This is a genomic window from Burkholderia sp. E168m22 (assembly GCF_001319805.1).
GTDB classification, from domain to species: domain Bacteria; phylum Pseudomonadota; class Gammaproteobacteria; order Burkholderiales; family Burkholderiaceae; genus Burkholderia; species Burkholderia orbicola.
This window is the reverse complement of the sequence record NZ_BBSK01000082.1, coordinates 1-19,781: the sequence shown is the minus strand read 5'-3', so window position 1 is coordinate 19,781 and position 19,781 is coordinate 1. Positions and strand designations below refer to the sequence as shown.

The window sequence follows — 19,781 nt, the reverse complement described above, 5'->3', positions numbered from 1 at the left end:
GCCCGCGCCACGGCCAGCACCGGCTTATGCCGCCGCGTGCTCGCGCGCCGTGCGTACCTCGTACGTCTTCAGGTGGTTGTACGCGATCCGCAGCAGCGACAGCGTGTCTGTCGCCTGCGGGTCGCGCCGCGCGAGCAGGTCGCCGATCACGTGATCGGCTTCGACGCGCGCGTGGTTCTCGACGTCGCGCAGCATCGACGCGGTCAGCGGCGACGGCGTCAGCACCATCCGCTGCATCCGCTCGCTGGCCGCCGGATCGGGCCGGTGGCCGTTGTGTTCCGCGATCGCGCTGCATTCGGCGAGCATCGTCTCGAGCAGGCGGCGGCCGTCCGGCGCGGCGAGAATGTCGCCGATCGAACCGCGAAACAGCGACGTACTCGCGGCGAGCGTCGCGAGGAACACCCACTTGTCCCACATCCGCGCGGCGATGTCGTCGCTGAGCGTGGCGTCGAAACCCGCGCCGCCGAGCACGTCGGCCACCGCGCGCACGCGCGGCGATTCGCCGCCGGCAAGCTCGCCGAACGATACGCCGTGCGTGTCGTTCAGGTGCACGATGCGCTGCTCGCGATCGAGCGTCGCCGCGATCACGCACAACCCGCCGAGCACCGGCGCGGCGCCGAAGCGCTCGCGCAGCACGTCGAGATGGCGCATCCCGTTGAGCATCGGCAGGATCAATGTCTGCGGGCCGACGAACGGCGCGAACGATGCAATCGCGTCGTCGAGGCTGTACGCCTTGCAGCTCAGCAGCACGAGGTCGAACGGCGCGACGCCGGCGCCTGCATCGCCCGCGCGCACGGTCTGCACGTTCGCGAGCGTCAGGTCGCCGCGCGGGCTGCGGATCAGCAGCCCGTCGCGCGCGAGCGCGGCAGCGCGGCCGTCGCGCACCAGGAACGTCACGTCGCGCCCCGCCGCGACCAGCCGGCCGCCGAAGTATCCGCCGACCGCGCCGGCCCCTACCACCAGAATCCGCATCGTTGCCTCCTTTCGGTTTCGGTCGGCGTCGCGCTGCCGCCCGTGCGAGGCGCGACGCCGACCGTCGCCCGACAGTATAGCGGCCGCTGTTATGCATATGCATAGATGCCCGCGCTCGCGTCGCGGGCATGGGGAAATGACGGCTTCTAAGGGATTTCCCGTCTACGGCGACGCGCATGGCGCGCCGTCAAACCACTTATCCCGTCACGCCGCTCCGGCGAGCTTCCACGACTGACCGACCTCATACCATGCGCAATCTTTCCCTGAATCAGAAACTCGCCTCGATGATCGTCATCCTGTGGCTCGGCCTGCTCGTGATCGCCGGGCTCGGCGCATGGCAGACCCGCGCGTCGATGATCGCGGACCGCCGCGACCAGCTCGCATCGCTGGTCGCGCAGGCCGCGAGCGTGACCGATCACTACTACAAGCTGTCGCAGCAGAACGTGATGCCGGAAGCCGACGCGAAGCAGAAGGCGATCGAGGCGATCGCCGCGATGCGCCACGGCGCCGACGGCTATATCTCGATCAACGATTCGAAACCGGTGATCGTGATGCATCCGATCAAGGCCGAGCTCAACGGCAAGGACGTGTCGAACTTCACCGATCCGAACGGCAAGCACCTGTTCGTCGAGATCGTGAAGGCCGGCAACGCGGAAGGCGGCAAGGGCTTCGTCGAATATCTGTGGCCGAAGCCGGGCGCGGACAAGCCGCAGGAGAAAACCAGCGCCGTGCAGCGCTTCGCGCCGTGGGACTGGTACCTGGTGACCGGCATGTACATGAACGACGTGCGCTCGGCGGTACTCGCGAGCATCGGCCGCTGGCTGGCGATGACGGCCGTGCTCGGCGCGATCGCGACGGCCGTGATGGTGCTGGTGCTGAAAAGCGTGCGCGCGAGCCTCGGCGGCGAACTCGAAGCGGCGCTCGACGCCGCGCAGCGCATCGCGCAGGGCGACCTGACCGCGCGAGTAACCGTTAAGCACGACGATCGCGGCAGCCTGCTGCACGCGCTGCACACGATGCAAGGCGGGCTGATCGACATGGTGTCGCGCGTCCGGATGGGCACCGAGAACATCAACGTGGGCGCGAGCGAAATCGCATCCGGCAACACGGACCTGTCGCAGCGCACCGAGGAACAGGCGGCCGCGCTCGTGCAAACCGCGTCGAGCATGGACGAGATGACCGCGAACGTGAAGCAGAACGCGGACAGCGCCGCGCAGGCCGCGTCGCTCGCCGGCCAGGCCGCGCAGGTCGCGACGCGCGGCAGCGAAGTGGTCGACGACGTCGTGCGCACGATGAACGAGATCACCGACCGCTCGCACAAGATCGGCGACATCATCGGCGTGATCGACGGGATCGCGTTCCAGACCAACATCCTCGCACTGAACGCGGCCGTGGAAGCGGCCCGCGCGGGCGAACAGGGCCGCGGCTTCGCGGTGGTCGCGGCCGAAGTGCGATCGCTCGCGCAACGCTCGGCGACGGCGGCCAAGGAGATCAAGTCGCTGATCGTGTCGTCGAACGAGACGGTCCAGCACGGCGCGACGCTCGTCACGCATGCAGGCGAGACGATGGCCGAGATCGTGCAGTCGGTGCGGCGCGTGAACGAGATCCTCGACGAAATCAGCCACGCATCGCGCGAGCAGAGCGCCGGGATCGAGCAGGTCAACCGCGCGGTGGGCGAGATGGACCAGGTCACGCAGCAGAACGCGGCGCTCGTCGAACAGGCCGCGGCAGCCGCGCATTCGCTGCGCGATCAGGCCGAGGCGCTGCGCGACGCGGTGACGCGGTTCGCGTTGCCGGTCTGACGGCGCCCTGCCGCTCACGCCGCCCCGCCCAGCCCTCACACCGCCGGCCCCCTCACGCCGCGCTGCCCGCCCGCAGCGCGGCCTCCCCGCTCCCGAGCCCCAGCCCCGCCGCGCGCTGAATCAGCTCGACGTCGTTGTTCGCGCCGAGCTTCTTCATCGCGCTGATCTTCTGCGCGCTGACCGTCTGCTTGCCCTTGCTCAGGCGCTGTGCGATCGTCTTGATCGGCACGCCCGACAGATACAGTCGAATCACCTCGATCTCGCGCGCCGACAGCTTCACGGGCGGGTCGCCGCGCGTGCCGAGCGCGTCGACCGCGCGCCGGACGGACGGCGACAGATAGGCGCCGCCGCTGTAACTCGAATGGATCGCCGTGACGATGTGGCCGACCTCGTCGAGCTTGCTGACGACGCTCACGTGGCCAATCCCCAGGATCGAGCGGAAGATCAGCGGATTCTCGTTGGCGACCAGCGCGACGATCCCGACGTTCGGCCGCATGCGGCGCAGCCAGTCGAACAGCGCGAGGCCGTCCATCTGCTCGTCGCCGCGAATCGCATAGTCGACCAGCACGATGTCGCAGTCGACGCCGCCGAGCGACGCGACCAGTTCGGCCGCGCTCCGGTAGACCGCGACGAGCTCGATCGCGCAGCTGCCGCCTGCGATCTGCTCGATACCGGCCAGCGTCAACGGCCAGTCGTACGCGAAGACGATGCGAACATTGAATTTCCTCATGCGCAGTTCCTGGTAATTCACCGGCCGCGCCACGCGAATGTGTGCGGCGGGTTGGGCGTTGAAAGGACGTTCAGGCTATTTTTAGCCCGAACGTCGATTCTATGAACGTGCGCGGGGACGCGATATCGGACGGCGTACGAATTGGCCGCCGCAGACGTAATACGGGTTTGATATTTGCACCGGTCCGACGCCCGGCGGCCGGCGGTCGATTGCAGCGGCATCGGCCCGACGGCCAGGGTCGCGCGCCGCGCGGCCGGTCAGCAGGTAAAATTGCGCCTTTGCATGCCACCCCGGCCCGCCGGCGGCGAGCGACGCGCCGCTGCCGGCCGCGCGCCCCGCCCGTTCGCCGGCTTTGCCCGTACCGCCCGCTTTCCTCATGACCGATTCCGACCTGCAATCCGACGACACCTCCATCCACGAAGACGGCCTCTGGCGCGACAACGGCTGGACGGCCCGCATCATCAAGAACGAAGACGACGACGGCTGGGCCGTCGAGATGGTCAAGGACGGCGAGTCCGAGCCCGCGCTCGTCGGGCCGTGGACCATGGGCCGCGACAAGAAGAACCCGAAGCCGATGGACGCGAACGCGTTCCGCACGCTCGTGAAAACCGCGACCGAAGTGCTGATGCGGCACGAACAGCAGCGGCGCGCGCTGCTGCACAAGGAAGTGACGGTGCAGGACGAAGCCGGGCAGGATGTGTCGGTGACGCTCGACATCGTGCCGGACGAGTTCGAGCCGTATGCGCAGCTCAAGGCATTCGATCCGTATGGCGAGCTGCTGGCCGACGCGAAGGTGTCGGCCGGGTTCAAGCTCAACAAGGCCAGCGCCGAACGCTGGGTCGCCTCGGGCTTCGACCGGCCTGCCTGAGCCCGCACGGTGCGCCGACGCGCGATCAGGCGCCGGCGCCGCGCTCCGCGCGCGCGAGCCGGCGTGCGGCCAGCTTGCGCCGCACGAGCTGCTCGAACTGCTGCGTCGCGACCTCCGGGTCGCGCGCGGCGAGGCCCAGCAGGTTGCGCGCGAGCTGGATCGGCGTCAGCACGATACCCCACGGCAACCCCCACCAGCCGAGCGTGGCCGACGCGAGCAGCGCGAGCGCCTGCTTCCTGCGCCCGCAGCGGCGGCAGCACACGTGGCGCCGCGTCGCCCAGCGCGTGACGAACAGGAGCGACACGACGCGATGCGACGCGTGAACGTCGACCGGCCGCCCTTCTCGCAGGCAGATCGGGCATGGCCCGTAGCGCCAGTCGTCGACGTACTGCCGGACCTTCGCGTCGGGCACCCGTTCGGCCTCGACGACGACCGGATGCGCGTGCGCGCATGCCGGGCCGCAATAGCGGCGCCCGTCGATCGACTGCCCGCCGAGCAGGAACGTCCTGCCGCAGTGACTGCACTCTGCCACGATGACCTCGGATGAACGTGATGCGCCGCGTGCCGGTCGCGCGCACCTCGATGCGCGCGTGCCGGCCGGGCCATTTCATGTCTTAACGGCCGCCGCCGCGAGGTCTTGAGCGGTCGCGCGCCATGGCGCGTCAGCTGTGCAGCCCGTGCGCGATCATCAGACGGTAGAGCGTCGCGCGCGAGATGCCGAGCTCCGCCGCGACGTCCGCATGCTGGTGGCGGTGACGCAGCAGCGTTTCCTCGATCGCGTGCCGCTCGGCCTGCCGGCGCGCCTGCGCGAGCGTCGGCGGCCGCAGCGACGTGTACGGACGCAATTCGAGATCGGCGGCCGAGATCAGCGGGCCGTTCGTCATCACGACCGCGAAGCGGATCCGGTTGATCAGCTCGCGCACGTTGCCGGGCCACGGATAGTTGTGGATCGCCTCGATCGCGCACGGCGTGAAGCCGCGAATCCGGTACGAGCCGTCGTCGCGATAGCGCCGCAGCACGTCGTCGGCGAGCAGCATGATGTCGCGGCCGCGCATGCGCAGCGGCGGCTCGTCGATCCGCAGCACGCACAGGCGGTAATACAGGTCGGCGCGGAATCGCCCGGCCTGCATCGCGGCCTCGAGATCGACGTGGGTCGCCGACACGATCCGCACGTCGACCGGAATCGACGCATGCCCGCCGAGCCGCTCGATCTTGCCTTCCTGCAGGAACCGCAGCAGGCTCGCCTGGCTCTCGAACGGCATGTCGCCGATTTCGTCGAGAAACAGCGTGCCGCCGTGCGCGGCCTCGATGCGGCCGATCTTGCGCTGGTGCGCGCCGGTGAACGCGCCGCGCTCGTGGCCGAACAGTTCGGCCTGCAGCAGCGTCGTCGGGATGGCCGCGCAGTTCACGGCGACGAACGGTGCGTCGGCACGCGACGACTGCCGATGGATCGCCGCCGCCGTCAGTTCCTTGCCGGTGCCGGATTCGCCGGCGATGAACACGGTCGCCTCGGTGTTCGCGACCTTGCGGATCGTCGCGAACAGCCGGCGCATCGCGCCGCACGCGCCGATCATCGTGCCGCCGGGCGGCGGCGCCTCCGCGGCCGGGTCGCCGTCCGCGAGCTTCAGCATCCCGTACGCATGGCCGACGAGATAGCCGATCGTCGTGTAGGCCCCTGCATTGCGCACGTAGTCGAAGCAGCAGTGGCGGATCAGGCGCGCGATCGTGATGTTGCGCAGCCGCTCGCCGTCGGCGAGCGCGACCCAGCCGACCCGCGGGTCACGCAGCAGCGCCTCGAACGACGCGACGTCCGGCGACGCGAAGCTGCCGAAATCGACGATGCCCGCATGCGGACGGTTCGCCTTGACGAGATTCAGCGCGTCCGCGACGGTTTTGGCGCGCCATACGTCCCAGCCGCGCGACGCGAGCACATCGACGAGCGCTGCATCGTGTTGCTGCGACAGGTAGACGAGCGGCCGCGACGGCGCGACGGGATTGTGCCGGACCGCGATGAACGGCAGCGCGCTCACCAGCCGTTCGACATCCCGCGGGCCCGACATGCTCAGCTGACAGCAATGGTTCACGATCGCCTCGCCGCATAAGGGTATGTATCGGAGCGGCCGTTGCCCGATCGTGCGCGGCGGGGCCCGTGGTCCCGCGGCGCGGCGCCGCTCCGTCCTCGAATCGATACCGCGTCATCGGCAGAACACGACGCGCTGCGTGTAGATCTGCGGCTCGACGACAGGCTTCGTCGAGCCGTTGAGATCGTCGCGATAGGCGCGGTAGGTCTTGCCGTTCACCGTCACGTCCGACGCGCGGGCCGTCTCGATCCGGTCGAGCCCGGCGTGCCGCCATTCGTTCACCCGCTCCGCCGCCGTGACGCTCGACTCGCCCGCGATCTGCTGCGTGATCGCGCTGCCGTCGCTCCACGGCTGCGTCTGCATGTCCTCGGTGTGCTGCATCGCGCCGACCGTCTTGCCGGTCGACTTCGGCCCGTTCTGCGCGTCGAACGGCGCACCGCGGCCGTACACCGGCGATTGCCACGACGGCGCGTGACCCGCTTCCGGCATCATGTAGATCATCTGCGGATCGCCGATCATCATCATCGGCGCGCATGCCGTGTTGTCGGGACGGCCGAGCGTCGACAGCGCCTGCTGGACGCTCGCGGCATTCGCGAGGGTCTGCTCGCTCAGGATGACGAAGACCGCGGGATTCTGGAAAACCGACTGCGCAGCGGCCTGCACGCTGGCCAGCCACAAAGCGATCAAAAAGATCCTCATGATTGAGGCCTCCTTGCATCCTCGTCACGCAAAAAGAGGTGTTGACCTCGGGGATGGGAGCAACACCCGTCAAACCGGAAAAGACTGTCGGGCATCGGGCCGAGCGCCTGCCGTGCGACCCGCGCGCCGGTCGCACGGCAAACCGGCCCGCACGCCTACGACGAGGTACTCGTCGAGATGACGGTCGGCGCCGGCGCGACCGGTGCAGCCGGTGCGGCCTGCTTGTCGACCGTGGCCGGCGGCAACGCTTGCGCCGGATCGGTCAGCGCAGGCATGCCGGCGGCTTGTGCAGCCGCGGTGCCAGCCGATTCGACCGCGTCCGGGACTTTCGCGTCCGCTGCCGGCATGTCGGCAGGCGCAGCGGCGACGGCAGGCTGCGGGGCCGCCGGTGCAGGCGCTTCGGCGGTCGCCTGCGGCGCCGGCTCGGCCGCCTTCGCATCGGCGGCAGGCGCCGCGACGACGGCTGCCGCCGGCATCGGTTCGGCAACCGGCTCGCCGACGGCCTGGGCCGTGTCGGTCGCGGCTGGCATCGGCTCCGGCGCCTTGTCGGCGACGGGCTGGGCAGGCTCGGGGGCCTTGTCCGCGACGGCCGGGGCAGGCTCGGGCGTCTTGTCGGCAACCGCCGGAGCAGCCTCGGGAGCTTTGTCGGCAACCGTCGGGGCAGGCTCGGCGGCTTTGTCGACGACCGGCTGCACGGGCTCCGCTGCCTTCGTATCGGCGACCGGTGCGGCAGGTGCCGGCGCTGCCTTGTCAGCCACGGCCGGCGCGGCGATGACGGCTGCAGCCGGCACGGCTGCCATTGCGGCCGCCGGTACGACCGAGGCTGCGGGTGCGGCAGCGACAGCAGGCGCGGCAGCAGCCGGCGCCGCGGCGACCGGAACCGCGGCGGCAACCGTCGGCACTGCAACGGCCGGAGCAGCCGCGGCAACGGCGGGCGTCGCGACGGCCGGCGCGGCGGCGACAGGCGCGAGCGCCGGCACCGGGACCGGGACCGGCACCGAAACGGGCGCGGCGCGCATCGAAGCCGTCTCGATCGGGCGCGTCGCTGCGGGCGCCGGTGCGGCCGAGCCGAGCGGCGGCAGGCCCATCCGGTCGCGCACGATCGGATCGCGATACTTCACGTCGTCCGCGACGGTCGCTTCGACGCTGGGCGCCACGTTCGAACGCGCGAGCGGCGCGGTCGTACCCGGGCACAGGTGCCCGGTCGCTTCCACCGCGCGCCGGTTCGCGTCGCTCTGGCACAGCAGCGCGAGCGCCACGTCGGTCAGGCCCATCGCACGGAATTCACGCGCATCGAGACGCCGCACGCAGGCCTGGTCGACCAGCGTCGTGCCGCCCGTCGCGCCGAACCCCGGGAACGACACGCCGACGCTCACCGAGCCCATGCAGGTATCGGACAGTGTGGTCGTGAGGCCCGGCGCCTGGATCGACGGGTTCGTCTTGATCGTCTGCGTCCCCGAGTAATTGACGTTTTCCGTCGCCTGGGTGTTGTACGGGCTGGAGCCTGGCGCGCCGGCCGCGAGCGTGTTCGTGCTCTGCGGCGTCACGTTGCCGCCGGCCGTGCTGGACGGCATCGTCACGTTGACGTTCACGCTCGAATTGCCGCTGCCGCGCACCCCGCTGCTGCTCGTGGCGTTGCCGCCGCGCGAGCTCGTGGTGTTCGTGTTCATGCTCGAGCCGCCGCCCTGACTGATCGCCGTCGACGATGTCGACGATTGCGCGCTCGACGTCGAATCGGCGGTTTGCGCCTGGGCACCGATCGTGGTCATCGCGAACATCGCCGCACATGCCACCTTGATCCTGTTGCTGTTCATTTCACTCTCCGGACGAGGTTTGACCTCCGACCCAGGCAACCGTACTAATTCCCCTGAATGCCTTCAGTTTTCGCTGCTTCCCCGAACTGCTTCCAGCCGCTGCCCAGCTGGGACCACGAGCCGGCCGACATGCCCTGCCACTGCTGGGTGTCCGGTCCGCCGATGGCACTGCCCGACGAAAGCGTTTGTTGTTCTGACGGTTTGGTTGTCTGGTCAGGTTTGTTTGACGTCTGCATAGTCGATTGCCCACCATCGGCGGCACGGTCAGCGCCATACGCCGTCAGAGACGCGAACATCAGAGCGGCGGCAATCAGGTTCTGCTTCATGCCAACTCCTTACGTGACAACGATGCGGAAAAGAGACCAGCGTCGCTGGGAAACTGGAAACTGGTCCCCCCACACCTGACTAATGACTGCTCCCGGTCGCGCTCGAGTCGCCCTGGCTTCCGCCCGATGCGGACGGCGAACCGGCCGGACCGGTACTCCAGACGGTCGACGAGTTGTAGTGATTCGAGCCCGTGATCGCGCCCGACCCGCCACTGCCCGTCCATCCCACGGCACCCGCGTTGGCATTGCCGTGGTCGTTCGCGCCCGTGGCCGTGTAGTGGTTCGCGCCGAGTACGATCGTGGCGGTCACCCCTCCCGAAAGCGCATTCGCGTTTTCGTTCGTGCTGCCGTTTCCAGCAAACGAGCCCGCGGCACCGATACCGCCGCCCGCCGCGAACGCGCCCCCGTTCGTGCCCGAACCGCTGGCCGTCGAAGTCGAGTTGTGATACGCGGATGCCGTGCCGGCGGAGCCGGCGGGTGTCACGGCACTGCCTGCATTCGCGCCGGCCGTCGAAGTCGAATTGCTGGTATAGCTGCCGGAGCCGACCAGCACCGAACCGGAAACACCCGCCGCGACGGATTGCGTCTGGTTGGTCGTGGACGATCCGGCCGCCAACGCAGCGGACGAAATGACGGTGAGCGCTGTCGCTAAAATGACTTTGGCTTTCATAGCAATTCCTTGCTGTGAGGAAGTTCGACGGTGGCGGAGCCGGGCCTGCCCTTGCGGGACAAGACCCGGCATCCGTGCCGCCAGCCAATGACGAACGCTACGCGTCGCGGCTTAGTGGTGATACGTCCAGCCGGTCGAGCCCGCGTTCGCGCCGCTGCTGCCGCCCGCCTGTGCGCCGCCGAAGCCGAAGCCGCCGACCGTCGACGTTTGCGTGTGGTTCGTGTACGAGATCGAACCGCTGCTGCCGCCACCGGCCGTTGCGCCGGCTGCGCCGAGTGCCGAGCCGGAATCGGTCGCGGTGAAGTGGCCGAACCCGGCGACCCCGGCCATCGTCTGGCCACCGCTCGACGAATTGCTGCTCGACACCGTGCCGCTGCCGGCAAACGCTGCACCCGAAACCGCCAGAACTGCTGCTGCAATCAGAAGCTTCTTCATGGTCGACTCCAAAACGGCGTGGAGAGAATGAGCATGGAAGGTCGCACGCCATCAACCTTCTTGCCTCGAGCAATCCTTAAAAATAAGGATCACTATCAAATCAATAAATCATTGTTTAATCGCAAATCGGTTCTTTTATTTTTTGTCCAGCCGAAGTCTAGTTTTATGTTTTTAAGTTGTCCAAAATTTCAGAGTAGGTGTTTTCTATTATTTTTATGAACATTGAATTCCAATCAAAAACACCTCGATTAGATTCACCGGAATGACGCGCACATCTTTCCGGCTCGCGATTTCAATACCCCGTCGAAAACCGATGCCGGCACTGGCACCCGATTTCGGAATTGAAAATTCGCGAATGCATCGACTACCGCTAAATGCAGCGACCGCTCGATACGCGCCCTTTAGCCGGGCGACGACGGGCCTGCATTGCAGCCAGACGACATGTCTGCTCCCTGAGCTATCGAAGAAAGGCCTTCCGGATAATCCGGCCGACGCGCGTTCGATCTAATCCGGCCGGCGCCGGCACTGGCCCGGCGCGATCGAAACGGCTCTGCACGGTTGAAGAGGAATCGGCGTCATGCTGTCCGGCACGAACAGCCTGCCCCATCCGGGAATGCTGAATGAGGTCGAGCACCGCTGTCGCCCGGTTGCCGCACGGAACGGCAACCGCTCCAGCACGCGGCGCGCGCGGAGGGCGGGAAATCGGCAAGGCGCGACCCTCGACGCTGGCACTGCGTCGCGAGCACGACCCCGATCATTCCGACTACCCCTGTGATGCGCAAGAAACGCGCGGATCAAGCCACTGCTTATAGTGTTCATCGCCGCTTCCCCGACTGGCTCGTGACGAACTGGTCGCCCCCACATCGTTGTTGCATCGTGTCGACCGCTCGCCGGTGCGTTCAATCTCGCAAACCGCATGCCATGCGATATGCCACCGGGCGTTGCGCGCGGCATGCGGCCGCCAGGCCTGACCATTACGCCCGGAACGGCATTTTTTGTTTCAGGAATGTATCGCGACAACGATGGGCACACGGCGGTTATCATTGAACAATGCGACGCAATCCCGTGAGTTGACGGACGAATCCGGCGCGCCGAAGCGCGCCGGACGCCCCAGCGAACGGGTGTTTCAAACTTGAGAAGCGCGCCTCGGCGCATGGCCGGTGGCTCGTACGTTTCCGCTGACAAACCGCAGGTTGCGGCTTGCCGACAACCGTCCGTTACCCCTGGCGAACGGAGCTCCCGGCGCACGACGCTCCGTGCGGCACGGCCACCGATAAGGCTGTAACCCGGGTTCACTCCGAAATACGAGACGAATTTGATTCATTCGTGAAAATACCGACACGATCATGCGGTGAAAAATCTTGCCGTCCGGCACATTTCGGGCGTAACAATTAAAACAAATGTAAACGCATGACCCGACAGAAACACGAGCATCATTTTTTCATTTCCATTCGTTTCGCCTTTCACCCCAGGGTCCATAAGATCCACTCATTGAAGAGACGCTTTCGATCACTTATCCGCTTGATTCTCATCGCTGAAACATGCCGATTGAAAACGGCTTTTAAGCCTCCAATCCCGTAAAAGCCTGATTTATCGCTCGTTTCGTCGTATCGAACCGTATCGATCCCGCGATCGCCACGGGCGCGTCCCTGGCCCCACGATTCACGCCTGAAACACAAACATGCGTGCCGAACGGTCATTGCGTGGCCACGCCCGCATGCAGCGGGACTTCGTCGTTCATGGCATGCCGATTGCCTGAGGTCCGGCTCTCACCGAGCGGCACGCCACGGCACACGCAATACAAGCGGTGGCCGCTCGTCAATCAGCGTATCGGGGAAAAGGCGATGAAGATCACCACCGATCGATCGACGCTTGCGTCGTTCAAGCATCAACGGGGTTGTCAGCGAAACCGGAGCGCCTGTCGCGGCGCTTCGTCGACATCGGCAGAGGCGGACCGGCGCCTGCCGAAGCGATACCCGTGCGGCGGGATGGAGCGCGTGCGCGACGCCGTCGAGCAAATCGACGTGTGGTTCCTGGAGATGCTCGACGAAGAGGAAAGCCATGAATGACAGGGGCGCGATCGACACGCGTGCCGGTCTGCGCGCACCGGTCACGGATGGAGCAGGCTTTCTCGGCAGCTACGTGTGCGTACGCGTCGTCATGAAAGGCTCATTCGTTAGGAATGCAGATTTCCACGAGCGCGGTCACTTCGACGAACCGCGCCTGTCGATGTTCGACTGCCTGCGCCACGCGATCGGTCGTCGCGCAATGACGATCGGCGAGCGACCGGCCGTCAGCCGAGCAGTTCCTTCTTGCGCAGATGCACGACGTCGCGCATCGGCGGCGCGCCGAACAGCCGGCTGTATTCGCGGCTGAACTGCGACGCGCTTTCGTAGCCGACGACGGCCGCCACCGATCCGACGTCGCCGCCCTGCCGCAGCAACAGCCGACGCGCCTCGTGCAGCCGCAATTGCTTCTGGTACTGCAGCGGGCTCAGCGTCGTCACGTGCTTGAAATGATGGTGCAGCGACGACACGCTCATGTTGACCGCCTGCGCGAGCGACTCGACGCGCATCGGCTCCGCGAAGTGATCGCGGATCCATTCGATCGCACGCGCGATCCGGTGCGTCTGGCTGCCGGCGATCGCCATGTGGCGCAGCCGCGTGCCCTGGCCGCTCGTCATCAGCCGGTACAGCACTTCCTTCTCGATCAGCGGCGCGACGACCGCGATGTCGGCCGGCGTATCGAGCAGCCGCAGCAGCCGCAGCGCCGCATCGAGCAGCGGCGGCGTCAGCTCCGCGAGCGCGATCCCCTCGCCTTCCGGGCCCGCATCGGGCTCGGGCAGCCGCATCTCGGCCGCCAGCTCGACGATGCGCTGCGGATCGAGCGTCAGCGACAGGCACAGGTACGGTTCATCCGCCGACGCACGCGTCACGCGTGAGAGGATCGGCAAGTCGATCGACGTAATCAGGCAATTGTGGGTGTCGTATTCATAAGCCTGGCCGGCCACGATCACGCGCTTCGCGCCCTGCGCGGCGATCACCAGCGCGGCGCGCGACACGGCGCAGCCGAGATCGACCGGCCGCGTGTGCCGATGCAGCATCAGGCCCGGCACGGCCGTCGAATGCGAGCCGTCCGCGGGCGCGAAACGGCCGATCAGCGACGCCAGTTCGCGCCGCCCGGCTTCGCGCGACGCGACGATATCGGTCATGTCCATGACGCATCCTCGAATGATTTCCCGTGTCGCGCGAGCATAGCGAAACGGCTCGCGGCGTGCAGGGAATTTGCAGGATTGTTCAATAAATTTGCAGGATTGGGTAGACGCAAAAACCGATGCCTCGCGCACACTCCCGGCTAACCTGCCCGTATGGCGGGTTTTCCCCACGGAGACACACAACATGCCTACCTCGTTTGTCCTGAACGGCAAGAACGTCACGCTCGACGCCGATCCGTCGATGCCCGTCCTCTGGGCGATTCGCGAACACGCGGGACTGACCGGCACGAAATTCGGCTGCGGCATGGCGCAGTGCGGCGCGTGCACGGTGCATCTCGAAGGCCAGGCCGTCCGCTCGTGCGTGCTGCCGCTCGCCGGCATCGCGGGCAAGCACGTCACGACGATCGAAGGCCTGCAGAGCAAGCCCGCCCAGGCCGTGCAGGCCGCGTGGGTCAAGCTGCAGGTGCCGCAATGCGGCTATTGCCAGTCCGGCCAGATCATGTCGGCCACCGCGTTGCTCGAACAGAACCCGAAGCCGACCGACGCGGACATCGACGCCGCGATGAACGGCAACCTCTGCCGCTGTGCGACCTACGCCCGCATCCGGGCCGCGATCCACGACGCGGCCGCGACGCTGGGAGCCTGACCATGACGATCGAACTCGACCACACCGATGCGGTGCGCCCGTCGCGCCGCACCTTCCTGAAAACCGCGGGAGCCGCGGCCGCCGTCAGCCTGACCATCGGCTTCGACTGGGCCGGCCTCGGCCGCCGCGCGCTCGCCGCGACCGCCCCGGCCGGCGATTTCGCGCCGAACGCATTCCTGCGCATCACGCCCGACGGCGCCGTCACGGTGATCGCGAAGCACGTCGAAATGGGCCAGGGCGCGTATACGGGCATCGCGACGATCGTCGCCGAGGAGCTCGACGCCGACTGGTCGAGCGTGCGCGTCGAAAGTGCGCCGGCCGATGCGAAGCGCTATGCGAACCTCGCGTTCGGCACGATGCAGGGCACGGGCGGCAGCTCGGCCATGTCGAACTCGTGGCAGCAACTGCGCGAAGCGGGCGGCAAGGCGCGCGCGATGCTCGTGTCGGCCGCGGCGGCCCGCTGGAAGGTGCCGGCCGGCGAGCTGACCACCGCCAACGGCGTCGTCTCGCACGCGAAGAGCGGCAAGACGGCCGCGTACGGCACGCTCGTCGCCGATGCGTCGAAGCTGCCCGTACCCGACAAGGTCACGCTGAAGCAGCCGGCCGATTTCAAGCTGATCGGGCACCGGATTCCGCGCGTCGACGGGTCGTCGAAATCGAACGGCACCGCGCATTTCACGCTCGACACCACCTTCCCCGGCATGCGTGTCGCACTGCTGCAACGGCCGCCGCGCTTCGGCGCGACGGTGAAATCGTTCGACGCGACGGCCGCTAAGGCCGTGCCGGGCGTCGTCTCGGTCGTGCAGGTGCCGGGTGGCGTCGCGGTCGTCGCGACGGGCTTCTGGGCCGCGAAACAGGGCCGCGACGCGCTGAAGATCGACTGGGACGAAACGAAGGCGGAAAAGCGCGGCTCGGACGAACTGATGCGCGAATACCGGCAACTCGCCGAGAAACCGGGTACGTCCGCGCGCAAGGACGGCGATGCCGATGCGGCGATCGCCGGCGCGGCGCGCAAGGTCAGCGCGACGTACGAATTCCCGTATCTCGCGCATGCGCCGATGGAGCCGCTCGACGCGGTCGTCAAGCTGACGGCGAACAGCTGCGAGATCTGGGCCGGCGACCAGTTCCAGACGGTCGACCAGGGCAACGCGGCCAAAACGGCCGGGCTGAAGCCGGAACAGGTGAAGATCCATACGCTGTATGCGGGCGGCAGCTTCGGCCGCCGCGCGAATGCGTGGTCGGATTACGTGGTCGAGGCCGTGTCGATCGCGAAGGCGCTCGGCGCGGACGGCAAGCCCGTCAAGCTGCAATGGACCCGCGAGGACGACATCCAGGGCGGCTTCTACCGGCCGATGTACTTCCACAAGCTCGACGCGGGCCTGACCGCGGACGGCAAACTGGTGGGCTGGCGCCACCGGATCGTCGGCCAGTCGATCCTCGCCGGCACGCCGTTCGAGGCGTTCATGGTCAAGAACGGCGTCGACGCGACGTCGGTCGAGGGCGCGGCGAACCTGCCGTACGCGGTGCCGAACGTGTCGGTCGAGCTCACCACCACCCAGGTCGGCCTGCCGGTGCTGTGGTGGCGCGTGGTCGGCAGCTCGCACACGGCCTACGCGGTCGAGGCGTTCATCGACGAAGCCGCGCACGCGGCCGGCAAGGACCCGTATGCGTTCCGCCGCGACCTGCTCGCGAAGGAGCCGCGCATGCGCGCGGTGCTGGAGCTGGCCGCGCAGAAGGCCGGCTGGGACCCGGCCAAGCCGCTGCCGAAGGGCCGCGGGCGCGGGATCGCGGTGGCCGAGGCGTTCAAGAGCTACGTCGCGCAGGTGGCCGAGGTCTCGGTCGACGCGGACGGCAAGGTGAAGGTCGAGCGCGTGGTGTGCGCGGTCGACTGCGGGATCGCGATCAATCCCGACATCGTCGCCGCGCAGATGGAAGGCGGCATCGGCTTCGGGCTCGGCGCGGCGATGCACAGCGCGATCACGCTGAAGGACGGCCAGGTAGAGCAGCGCAACTTCGACGGCTACCACGTGCTGCGGATGGCCGAGATGCCGAAGGTCGAGGTGCATATCGTGCCGTCGGCCGAGGCGCCGACCGGGGTCGGCGAGCCGGGCGTCGCGCCGGTCGGGCCGGCCGTGGCGAACGCGATCTTCGCGGCGACGGGCAAGCGGCATTACGTGCTGCCGTTCGATTCGGCGGATAGCGCGAAGGCTTGATGTGATGGGACGCCGGCTGCGGGGCGAGGGGTGCCCTGTGGCCGGCGTTTTTTTCGGCTGCCCATGTAGGGTTCGATGTCGGCAAAAATCTTCGCCAACCATTTGATTCAAAAAGAAAACCCGGCAAGCCCGGTAGGGTTCGATGTAGGGTTCGTTATCCCAGCCGAAGCCTCATCCGGCCCGCCCCCGAAATCCGTACCTCCCCCACGTTACGTCAGACGTAACGCCCGTAACGTCCCCGCCCGATGCTACGTAACAATCCTTCACCATTGGTATGGCCCTTTCATCACGCCCCCGGCGTTGCGCGTTAAAAATTCTTTTTAAATTCAAGGCTGCTCCGCCGTTCGCGGCCTTCCCGCACGCTATTACCCCCTGACAACCGTCCCCTGGCCCGGAAGTTGCAGCACAGGACCCCGCAAACACTCCTTTATGGACATGCGAGGGCCACCATGGATTGCAAATACCTGTACATCGACAACATAAAAATCAACTTCGTGCGCCGCACGATCGAAATCGACAACAAGGTCGTTGACGTTACGCCGCGCGAATTCGACGTCGTCGAATTCCTGCTCGACAACATGAACAAGATCGTGCCGCGGCAGGCAATCCAGGAAGCCGTGTGGGGCCGTGAGCTCGGCGTGTCGTCACGCACGCTCGACACCCATATCTCGCGAATCCGTTCGAAGCTGCAACTCGAACACGACAAGAACCTGCGGATCATCCCGATCTACGCGGTCGGCTATCGGCTGGTGCTGTTCGGTGCGGCGATGACGCACGTCGAGCGCCACGACGCGGCGCCGGTGCTGCGCGCGGCGCCCCAAGCCGCGATGGCCGCCGACTACGCGTAACGCTTCGCCCGCGCGCCGCCCGTTCGCGGCGCGCGGGCCACGCTTGTCCCACCGTGCTGCGCGGATTCGCAGCCCCTCGCGGCCTGCCAGCCGGATGCGGCCTGCACGCCGCCCGGCCTGTTAGCCAGTCACGCCCCAACCGCCGCCTCCGGGCGGCGGTTGCTTTTGACCGCCGGCCGTCGCACCGCCCGCTCCGCCGCACTTCGTCACGCTTCGTAGCACCCCGCTCCCGCCGCCTCCGCGCGATGGCCGCGACTACGGATTCCGGCGCGGCACGCGGCCAGCGCCGTCCCTACAATCGACGCAGCAGCCGCGCGCCTCTCGGCGCCGCCGGCCCCAGAACAACCCGTCGAACCAACGCCGAATCCGCCCCGATCCCGCCGTGCCTGCGCTGTTCCTGACGAATGCCGACGCCGGCGACGCCGCGAACCGGGCCCTGCCCGCTGCTTCCCCGCCGCCCGCCGCCGCGCCGGCCGCGGTCGCGCTCGACGCGTCGCCCTACCTGCCGCGCCTGTCCGCCGCCGCCGCGCGCGGGCTGTCGCATGCGTACGGCGCAACCGGCGCCGTCCCGGTCACGCTCGGCGAGCATGCGTACGAGGTGCGCTGGCGCGTCGACGCCGAGCCGGCCACCGATGCGCACGCATACCGCTTCGTCGTCGGCCCGGCCGCCGGCACGCTGTGGATCGACCCGCTCGCGGAAGCCGAATGGCTGGCCGATGCGGCCGACCCGGCGGTGCCCGCCGTGATCCGCGCGGCGCTGCTCGCCGATCTGTGCGCGCCGCTCACGGCCGTGCTGCAGGCCGCGACGCGGCAGCGCGTCGAACTGCTGCCGCCGCCCGACGGCGTGCCGGCCTGGCATGCGTCGCCTGCCGCGCTGCGGTTCGAGTTGCGGCGCGCCGACGCCACGTGGCGCTGCCACGGCGCACTGCTGTTCGACGCGCCGGATGCGCTGGCCGTGTTCTTCGCGGCCGCGCCGGCCGCGCTCGCCGACGCGCGCGCGGCCTATGCGAACCTGCCGGTGCCGCTCGTGTTCGAGATCGGCCGCACCGAGCTGACGACGGCCGAGCTGGCCGACGTGGTCGGCGGCGACATCATCGCGATCGAGCGCTGGCAGGCGCACGAGCAGAACCTGCTGTGCGTCGCGCGGCTGCCGGCCGCGCCGGCATGGGAGATCACCGGGCGGCCGTCGGGCAACCGGCTGACCGTCGAACGAATCAGGGAGATGCCATTGGAACCGACCCGCACCGACTCCGCGCCGCCGACGACGCACGACGCGCCGCCCGCCGACGTACCGCGCTCGCTCGACGGCCTCGCGGTCGACCTGCGCTTCGAGCTGCCGCCCACGTCGATGCCGTTGGGCGAGCTGAGCGCGCTGCAGCCGGGCGCCGTGATCGAGCTGCAACAGGGAATCAACCAGAGCGTGATCCATCTCGTCGCGAACGGGATGCTGATCGGCACCGGCCACCTGATCGCGGTCGGCCAGAAACTCGGCGTGCGCGTCGTCACGCTGACGCAACCCGCGCCGCGCGAGCGCTGAACGATGGGCAACCTGCCGAATCCGGTCGCGCTGATCGCGGTGATCGCCGCGCTCGGCATCGCGCCGTTCGCGGCGCTGATGGTGACGAGCTACACGAAACTCGTGGTCGTGCTCGGCCTGCTGCGCTCCGCGCTCGGCATCCAGCAGGTACCGCCGAACCTCGTGCTGAACGGCATCGCGCTGATCCTGTCGCTGTTCATCATGGCGCCTGTCGGGATGTCGATCCGCGACGCGCTGCAGGCGCGCCACTTCGATGCGTCGGGGCAGTTGTCGACCTCGGACATCGGCGCGCTCGCCGACGCGGCGCTGCCGCCGATCAAGGATTTCCTCGTGTCGCATACGCGCCAGCGCGACCGCGAATTCTTCGTGCGCACCGCGACGTCGGTCTGGCCGAAGAACCGCGCGGACGGCATCAAGGACGACGACCTGCTCGTGCTGGTGCCGAGCTTCACGCTCGCCGAGCTGACGAAGGCGTTCCAGATCGGCTTCGTGATCTACATCGTGTTCATCGTCGTCGACCTGCTGGTCGCGAACATCCTGCTGGCGCTCGGGATGCAGATGATCTCGCCGACGACGATCTCGGTGCCGTTCAAGCTGCTGCTGTTCGTCGCGCTCGACGGCTGGTCGCTGCTCGTGCACGGGCTCGTGCTGTCGTATCGGGTCGCCGGAGCCGGATGATGCGCGCACGCGCCCTGCGAACCGCCGCCGCGTGCGTTGCCGCGCTCGTCGCGCTCGTGCTCGCGTGCGGCCAGCACGGCGTCGCGCATGCGGCCGGCAGCGCCGCCGGTTTCGCGCAACTCGCTCGCGCGTGCGCGCCGAACGTCGACCCCGATACGCTTGCCGCGCTCGTGCGCACCGAGTCGGGCTTCAATCCGTATGCGATCGGCGTAGTCGGCGGACACCTGACTCGCCAGCCAGCCTCGCTC

At 67.9% G+C, this 19,781-nt stretch carries 19 protein-coding genes; 9 read left to right on the top strand and 10 right to left on the bottom strand.

Annotation, left to right across the window (positions count from 1 at the left end):
* Positions 1 to 24: 24 nt before the first annotated feature.
* Positions 25 to 972: a 2-dehydropantoate 2-reductase gene (gene panE, locus AP428_RS18140; RefSeq protein WP_011547323.1), complete on the bottom strand. Its 948-nt coding sequence runs from the start codon at positions 970 to 972 to the stop codon at positions 25 to 27.
* Positions 973 to 1,220: 248 nt separating this feature from the next.
* On the opposite strand from panE, the gene AP428_RS18135 reads away from it, so the two are divergent.
* Positions 1,221 to 2,774, top strand: a complete 1,554-nt coding sequence (locus AP428_RS18135) for a methyl-accepting chemotaxis protein (RefSeq protein WP_041489369.1) — start codon at positions 1,221 to 1,223, stop codon at positions 2,772 to 2,774.
* Positions 2,775 to 2,826: 52 nt separating this feature from the next.
* Here AP428_RS18135 and AP428_RS18130 read toward each other — a convergent pair whose 3' ends face one another.
* Positions 2,827 to 3,504 carry a response regulator transcription factor gene (locus AP428_RS18130; protein ID WP_011547321.1) on the bottom strand — a complete coding sequence of 226 codons (678 nt, stop codon included), beginning with the start codon at positions 3,502 to 3,504 and terminating at the stop codon, positions 2,827 to 2,829.
* A 376-nt stretch (positions 3,505 to 3,880) separates the two neighbouring features.
* On the opposite strand from AP428_RS18130, the gene AP428_RS18125 reads away from it, so the two are divergent.
* A complete protein-coding gene (locus tag AP428_RS18125) occupies positions 3,881 to 4,372 on the top strand; it encodes a hypothetical protein (protein ID WP_011547320.1) in 492 nt (163 codons plus the stop codon).
* 25 nt (positions 4,373 to 4,397) lie between these two features.
* Here AP428_RS18125 and AP428_RS18120 read toward each other — a convergent pair whose 3' ends face one another.
* The 7 genes from AP428_RS18120 to AP428_RS18090 form a co-directional block, all read right to left on the bottom strand.
* On the bottom strand, positions 4,398 to 4,904 hold the full coding sequence (locus AP428_RS18120; RefSeq protein ID WP_011547319.1) for a hypothetical protein: 507 nt from the start codon (positions 4,902 to 4,904) through the stop codon (positions 4,398 to 4,400).
* A 130-nt stretch (positions 4,905 to 5,034) separates the two neighbouring features.
* On the bottom strand, positions 5,035 to 6,432 hold the full coding sequence (locus AP428_RS18115) for a sigma-54 dependent transcriptional regulator (RefSeq protein ID WP_011694786.1): 1,398 nt from the start codon (positions 6,430 to 6,432) through the stop codon (positions 5,035 to 5,037).
* Between the two features lie 135 nt (positions 6,433 to 6,567).
* Positions 6,568 to 7,152 (bottom strand): hypothetical protein, encoded by a 585-nt coding sequence (locus AP428_RS18110; protein ID WP_011547317.1) that lies wholly within the window; start codon positions 7,150 to 7,152, stop codon positions 6,568 to 6,570.
* A gap of 155 nt (positions 7,153 to 7,307) precedes the next feature.
* Positions 7,308 to 8,966, bottom strand: a complete 1,659-nt coding sequence (locus AP428_RS18105; protein WP_011547316.1) for a hypothetical protein — start codon at positions 8,964 to 8,966, stop codon at positions 7,308 to 7,310.
* 44 nt (positions 8,967 to 9,010) lie between these two features.
* Positions 9,011 to 9,292, bottom strand: a complete 282-nt coding sequence (locus AP428_RS18100) for a hypothetical protein (protein WP_011547315.1) — start codon at positions 9,290 to 9,292, stop codon at positions 9,011 to 9,013.
* Positions 9,293 to 9,371: 79 nt separating this feature from the next.
* Entirely contained in the window at positions 9,372 to 9,962 is a 591-nt protein-coding gene (locus AP428_RS18095; protein ID WP_011547314.1) for a hypothetical protein, read from the bottom strand.
* 111 nt (positions 9,963 to 10,073) lie between these two features.
* Complete coding sequence (locus AP428_RS18090) at positions 10,074 to 10,397, bottom strand: hypothetical protein (protein ID WP_011547313.1); 324 nt, start codon at positions 10,395 to 10,397, stop codon at positions 10,074 to 10,076.
* Between the two features lie 1,844 nt (positions 10,398 to 12,241).
* Here AP428_RS18090 and AP428_RS37465 point away from each other — a divergent pair.
* Positions 12,242 to 12,466 carry a hypothetical protein gene (locus AP428_RS37465; RefSeq protein ID WP_226134186.1) on the top strand — a complete coding sequence of 75 codons (225 nt, stop codon included), beginning with the start codon at positions 12,242 to 12,244 and terminating at the stop codon, positions 12,464 to 12,466.
* Positions 12,467 to 12,690: 224 nt separating this feature from the next.
* Here the strand turns inward: AP428_RS37465 and AP428_RS18080 are convergent, their stop codons facing one another.
* The gene (locus tag AP428_RS18080; RefSeq protein WP_006480869.1) at positions 12,691 to 13,614 is read right to left on the bottom strand and encodes an AraC family transcriptional regulator; all 924 of its coding nucleotides are present in this window, start codon (positions 13,612 to 13,614) and stop codon (positions 12,691 to 12,693) included.
* A 181-nt stretch (positions 13,615 to 13,795) separates the two neighbouring features.
* Here AP428_RS18080 and AP428_RS18075 point away from each other — a divergent pair, with 181 nt between their 5' ends.
* From AP428_RS18075 to AP428_RS18050, 6 genes are all read left to right on the top strand, one after another.
* Positions 13,796 to 14,257, top strand: coding sequence for a (2Fe-2S)-binding protein (locus AP428_RS18075; protein ID WP_006480868.1), 462 nt, complete (start codon positions 13,796 to 13,798; stop codon positions 14,255 to 14,257).
* Positions 14,258 to 14,259: 2 nt separating this feature from the next.
* Positions 14,260 to 16,470 carry a xanthine dehydrogenase family protein molybdopterin-binding subunit gene (locus tag AP428_RS18070; RefSeq protein WP_011547309.1) on the top strand — a complete coding sequence of 737 codons (2,211 nt, stop codon included), beginning with the start codon at positions 14,260 to 14,262 and terminating at the stop codon, positions 16,468 to 16,470.
* A gap of 449 nt (positions 16,471 to 16,919) precedes the next feature.
* Positions 16,920 to 17,318: a winged helix-turn-helix domain-containing protein gene (locus AP428_RS18065; RefSeq protein WP_011547308.1), complete on the top strand. Its 399-nt coding sequence runs from the start codon at positions 16,920 to 16,922 to the stop codon at positions 17,316 to 17,318.
* A gap of 382 nt (positions 17,319 to 17,700) precedes the next feature.
* Positions 17,701 to 18,855 carry a type III secretion system cytoplasmic ring protein SctQ gene (gene sctQ, locus AP428_RS18060; RefSeq protein WP_011547307.1) on the top strand — a complete coding sequence of 385 codons (1,155 nt, stop codon included), beginning with the start codon at positions 17,701 to 17,703 and terminating at the stop codon, positions 18,853 to 18,855.
* A gap of 3 nt (positions 18,856 to 18,858) precedes the next feature.
* Complete coding sequence (gene sctR / locus AP428_RS18055) at positions 18,859 to 19,533, top strand: type III secretion system export apparatus subunit SctR (protein ID WP_006480865.1); 675 nt, start codon at positions 18,859 to 18,861, stop codon at positions 19,531 to 19,533.
* Positions 19,533 to 19,781: transglycosylase SLT domain-containing protein (locus tag AP428_RS18050; protein ID WP_156349333.1), on the top strand; the 249-nt coding region annotated here is incomplete at its 3' end. The genes sctR and AP428_RS18050, both read left to right, overlap by 1 nt.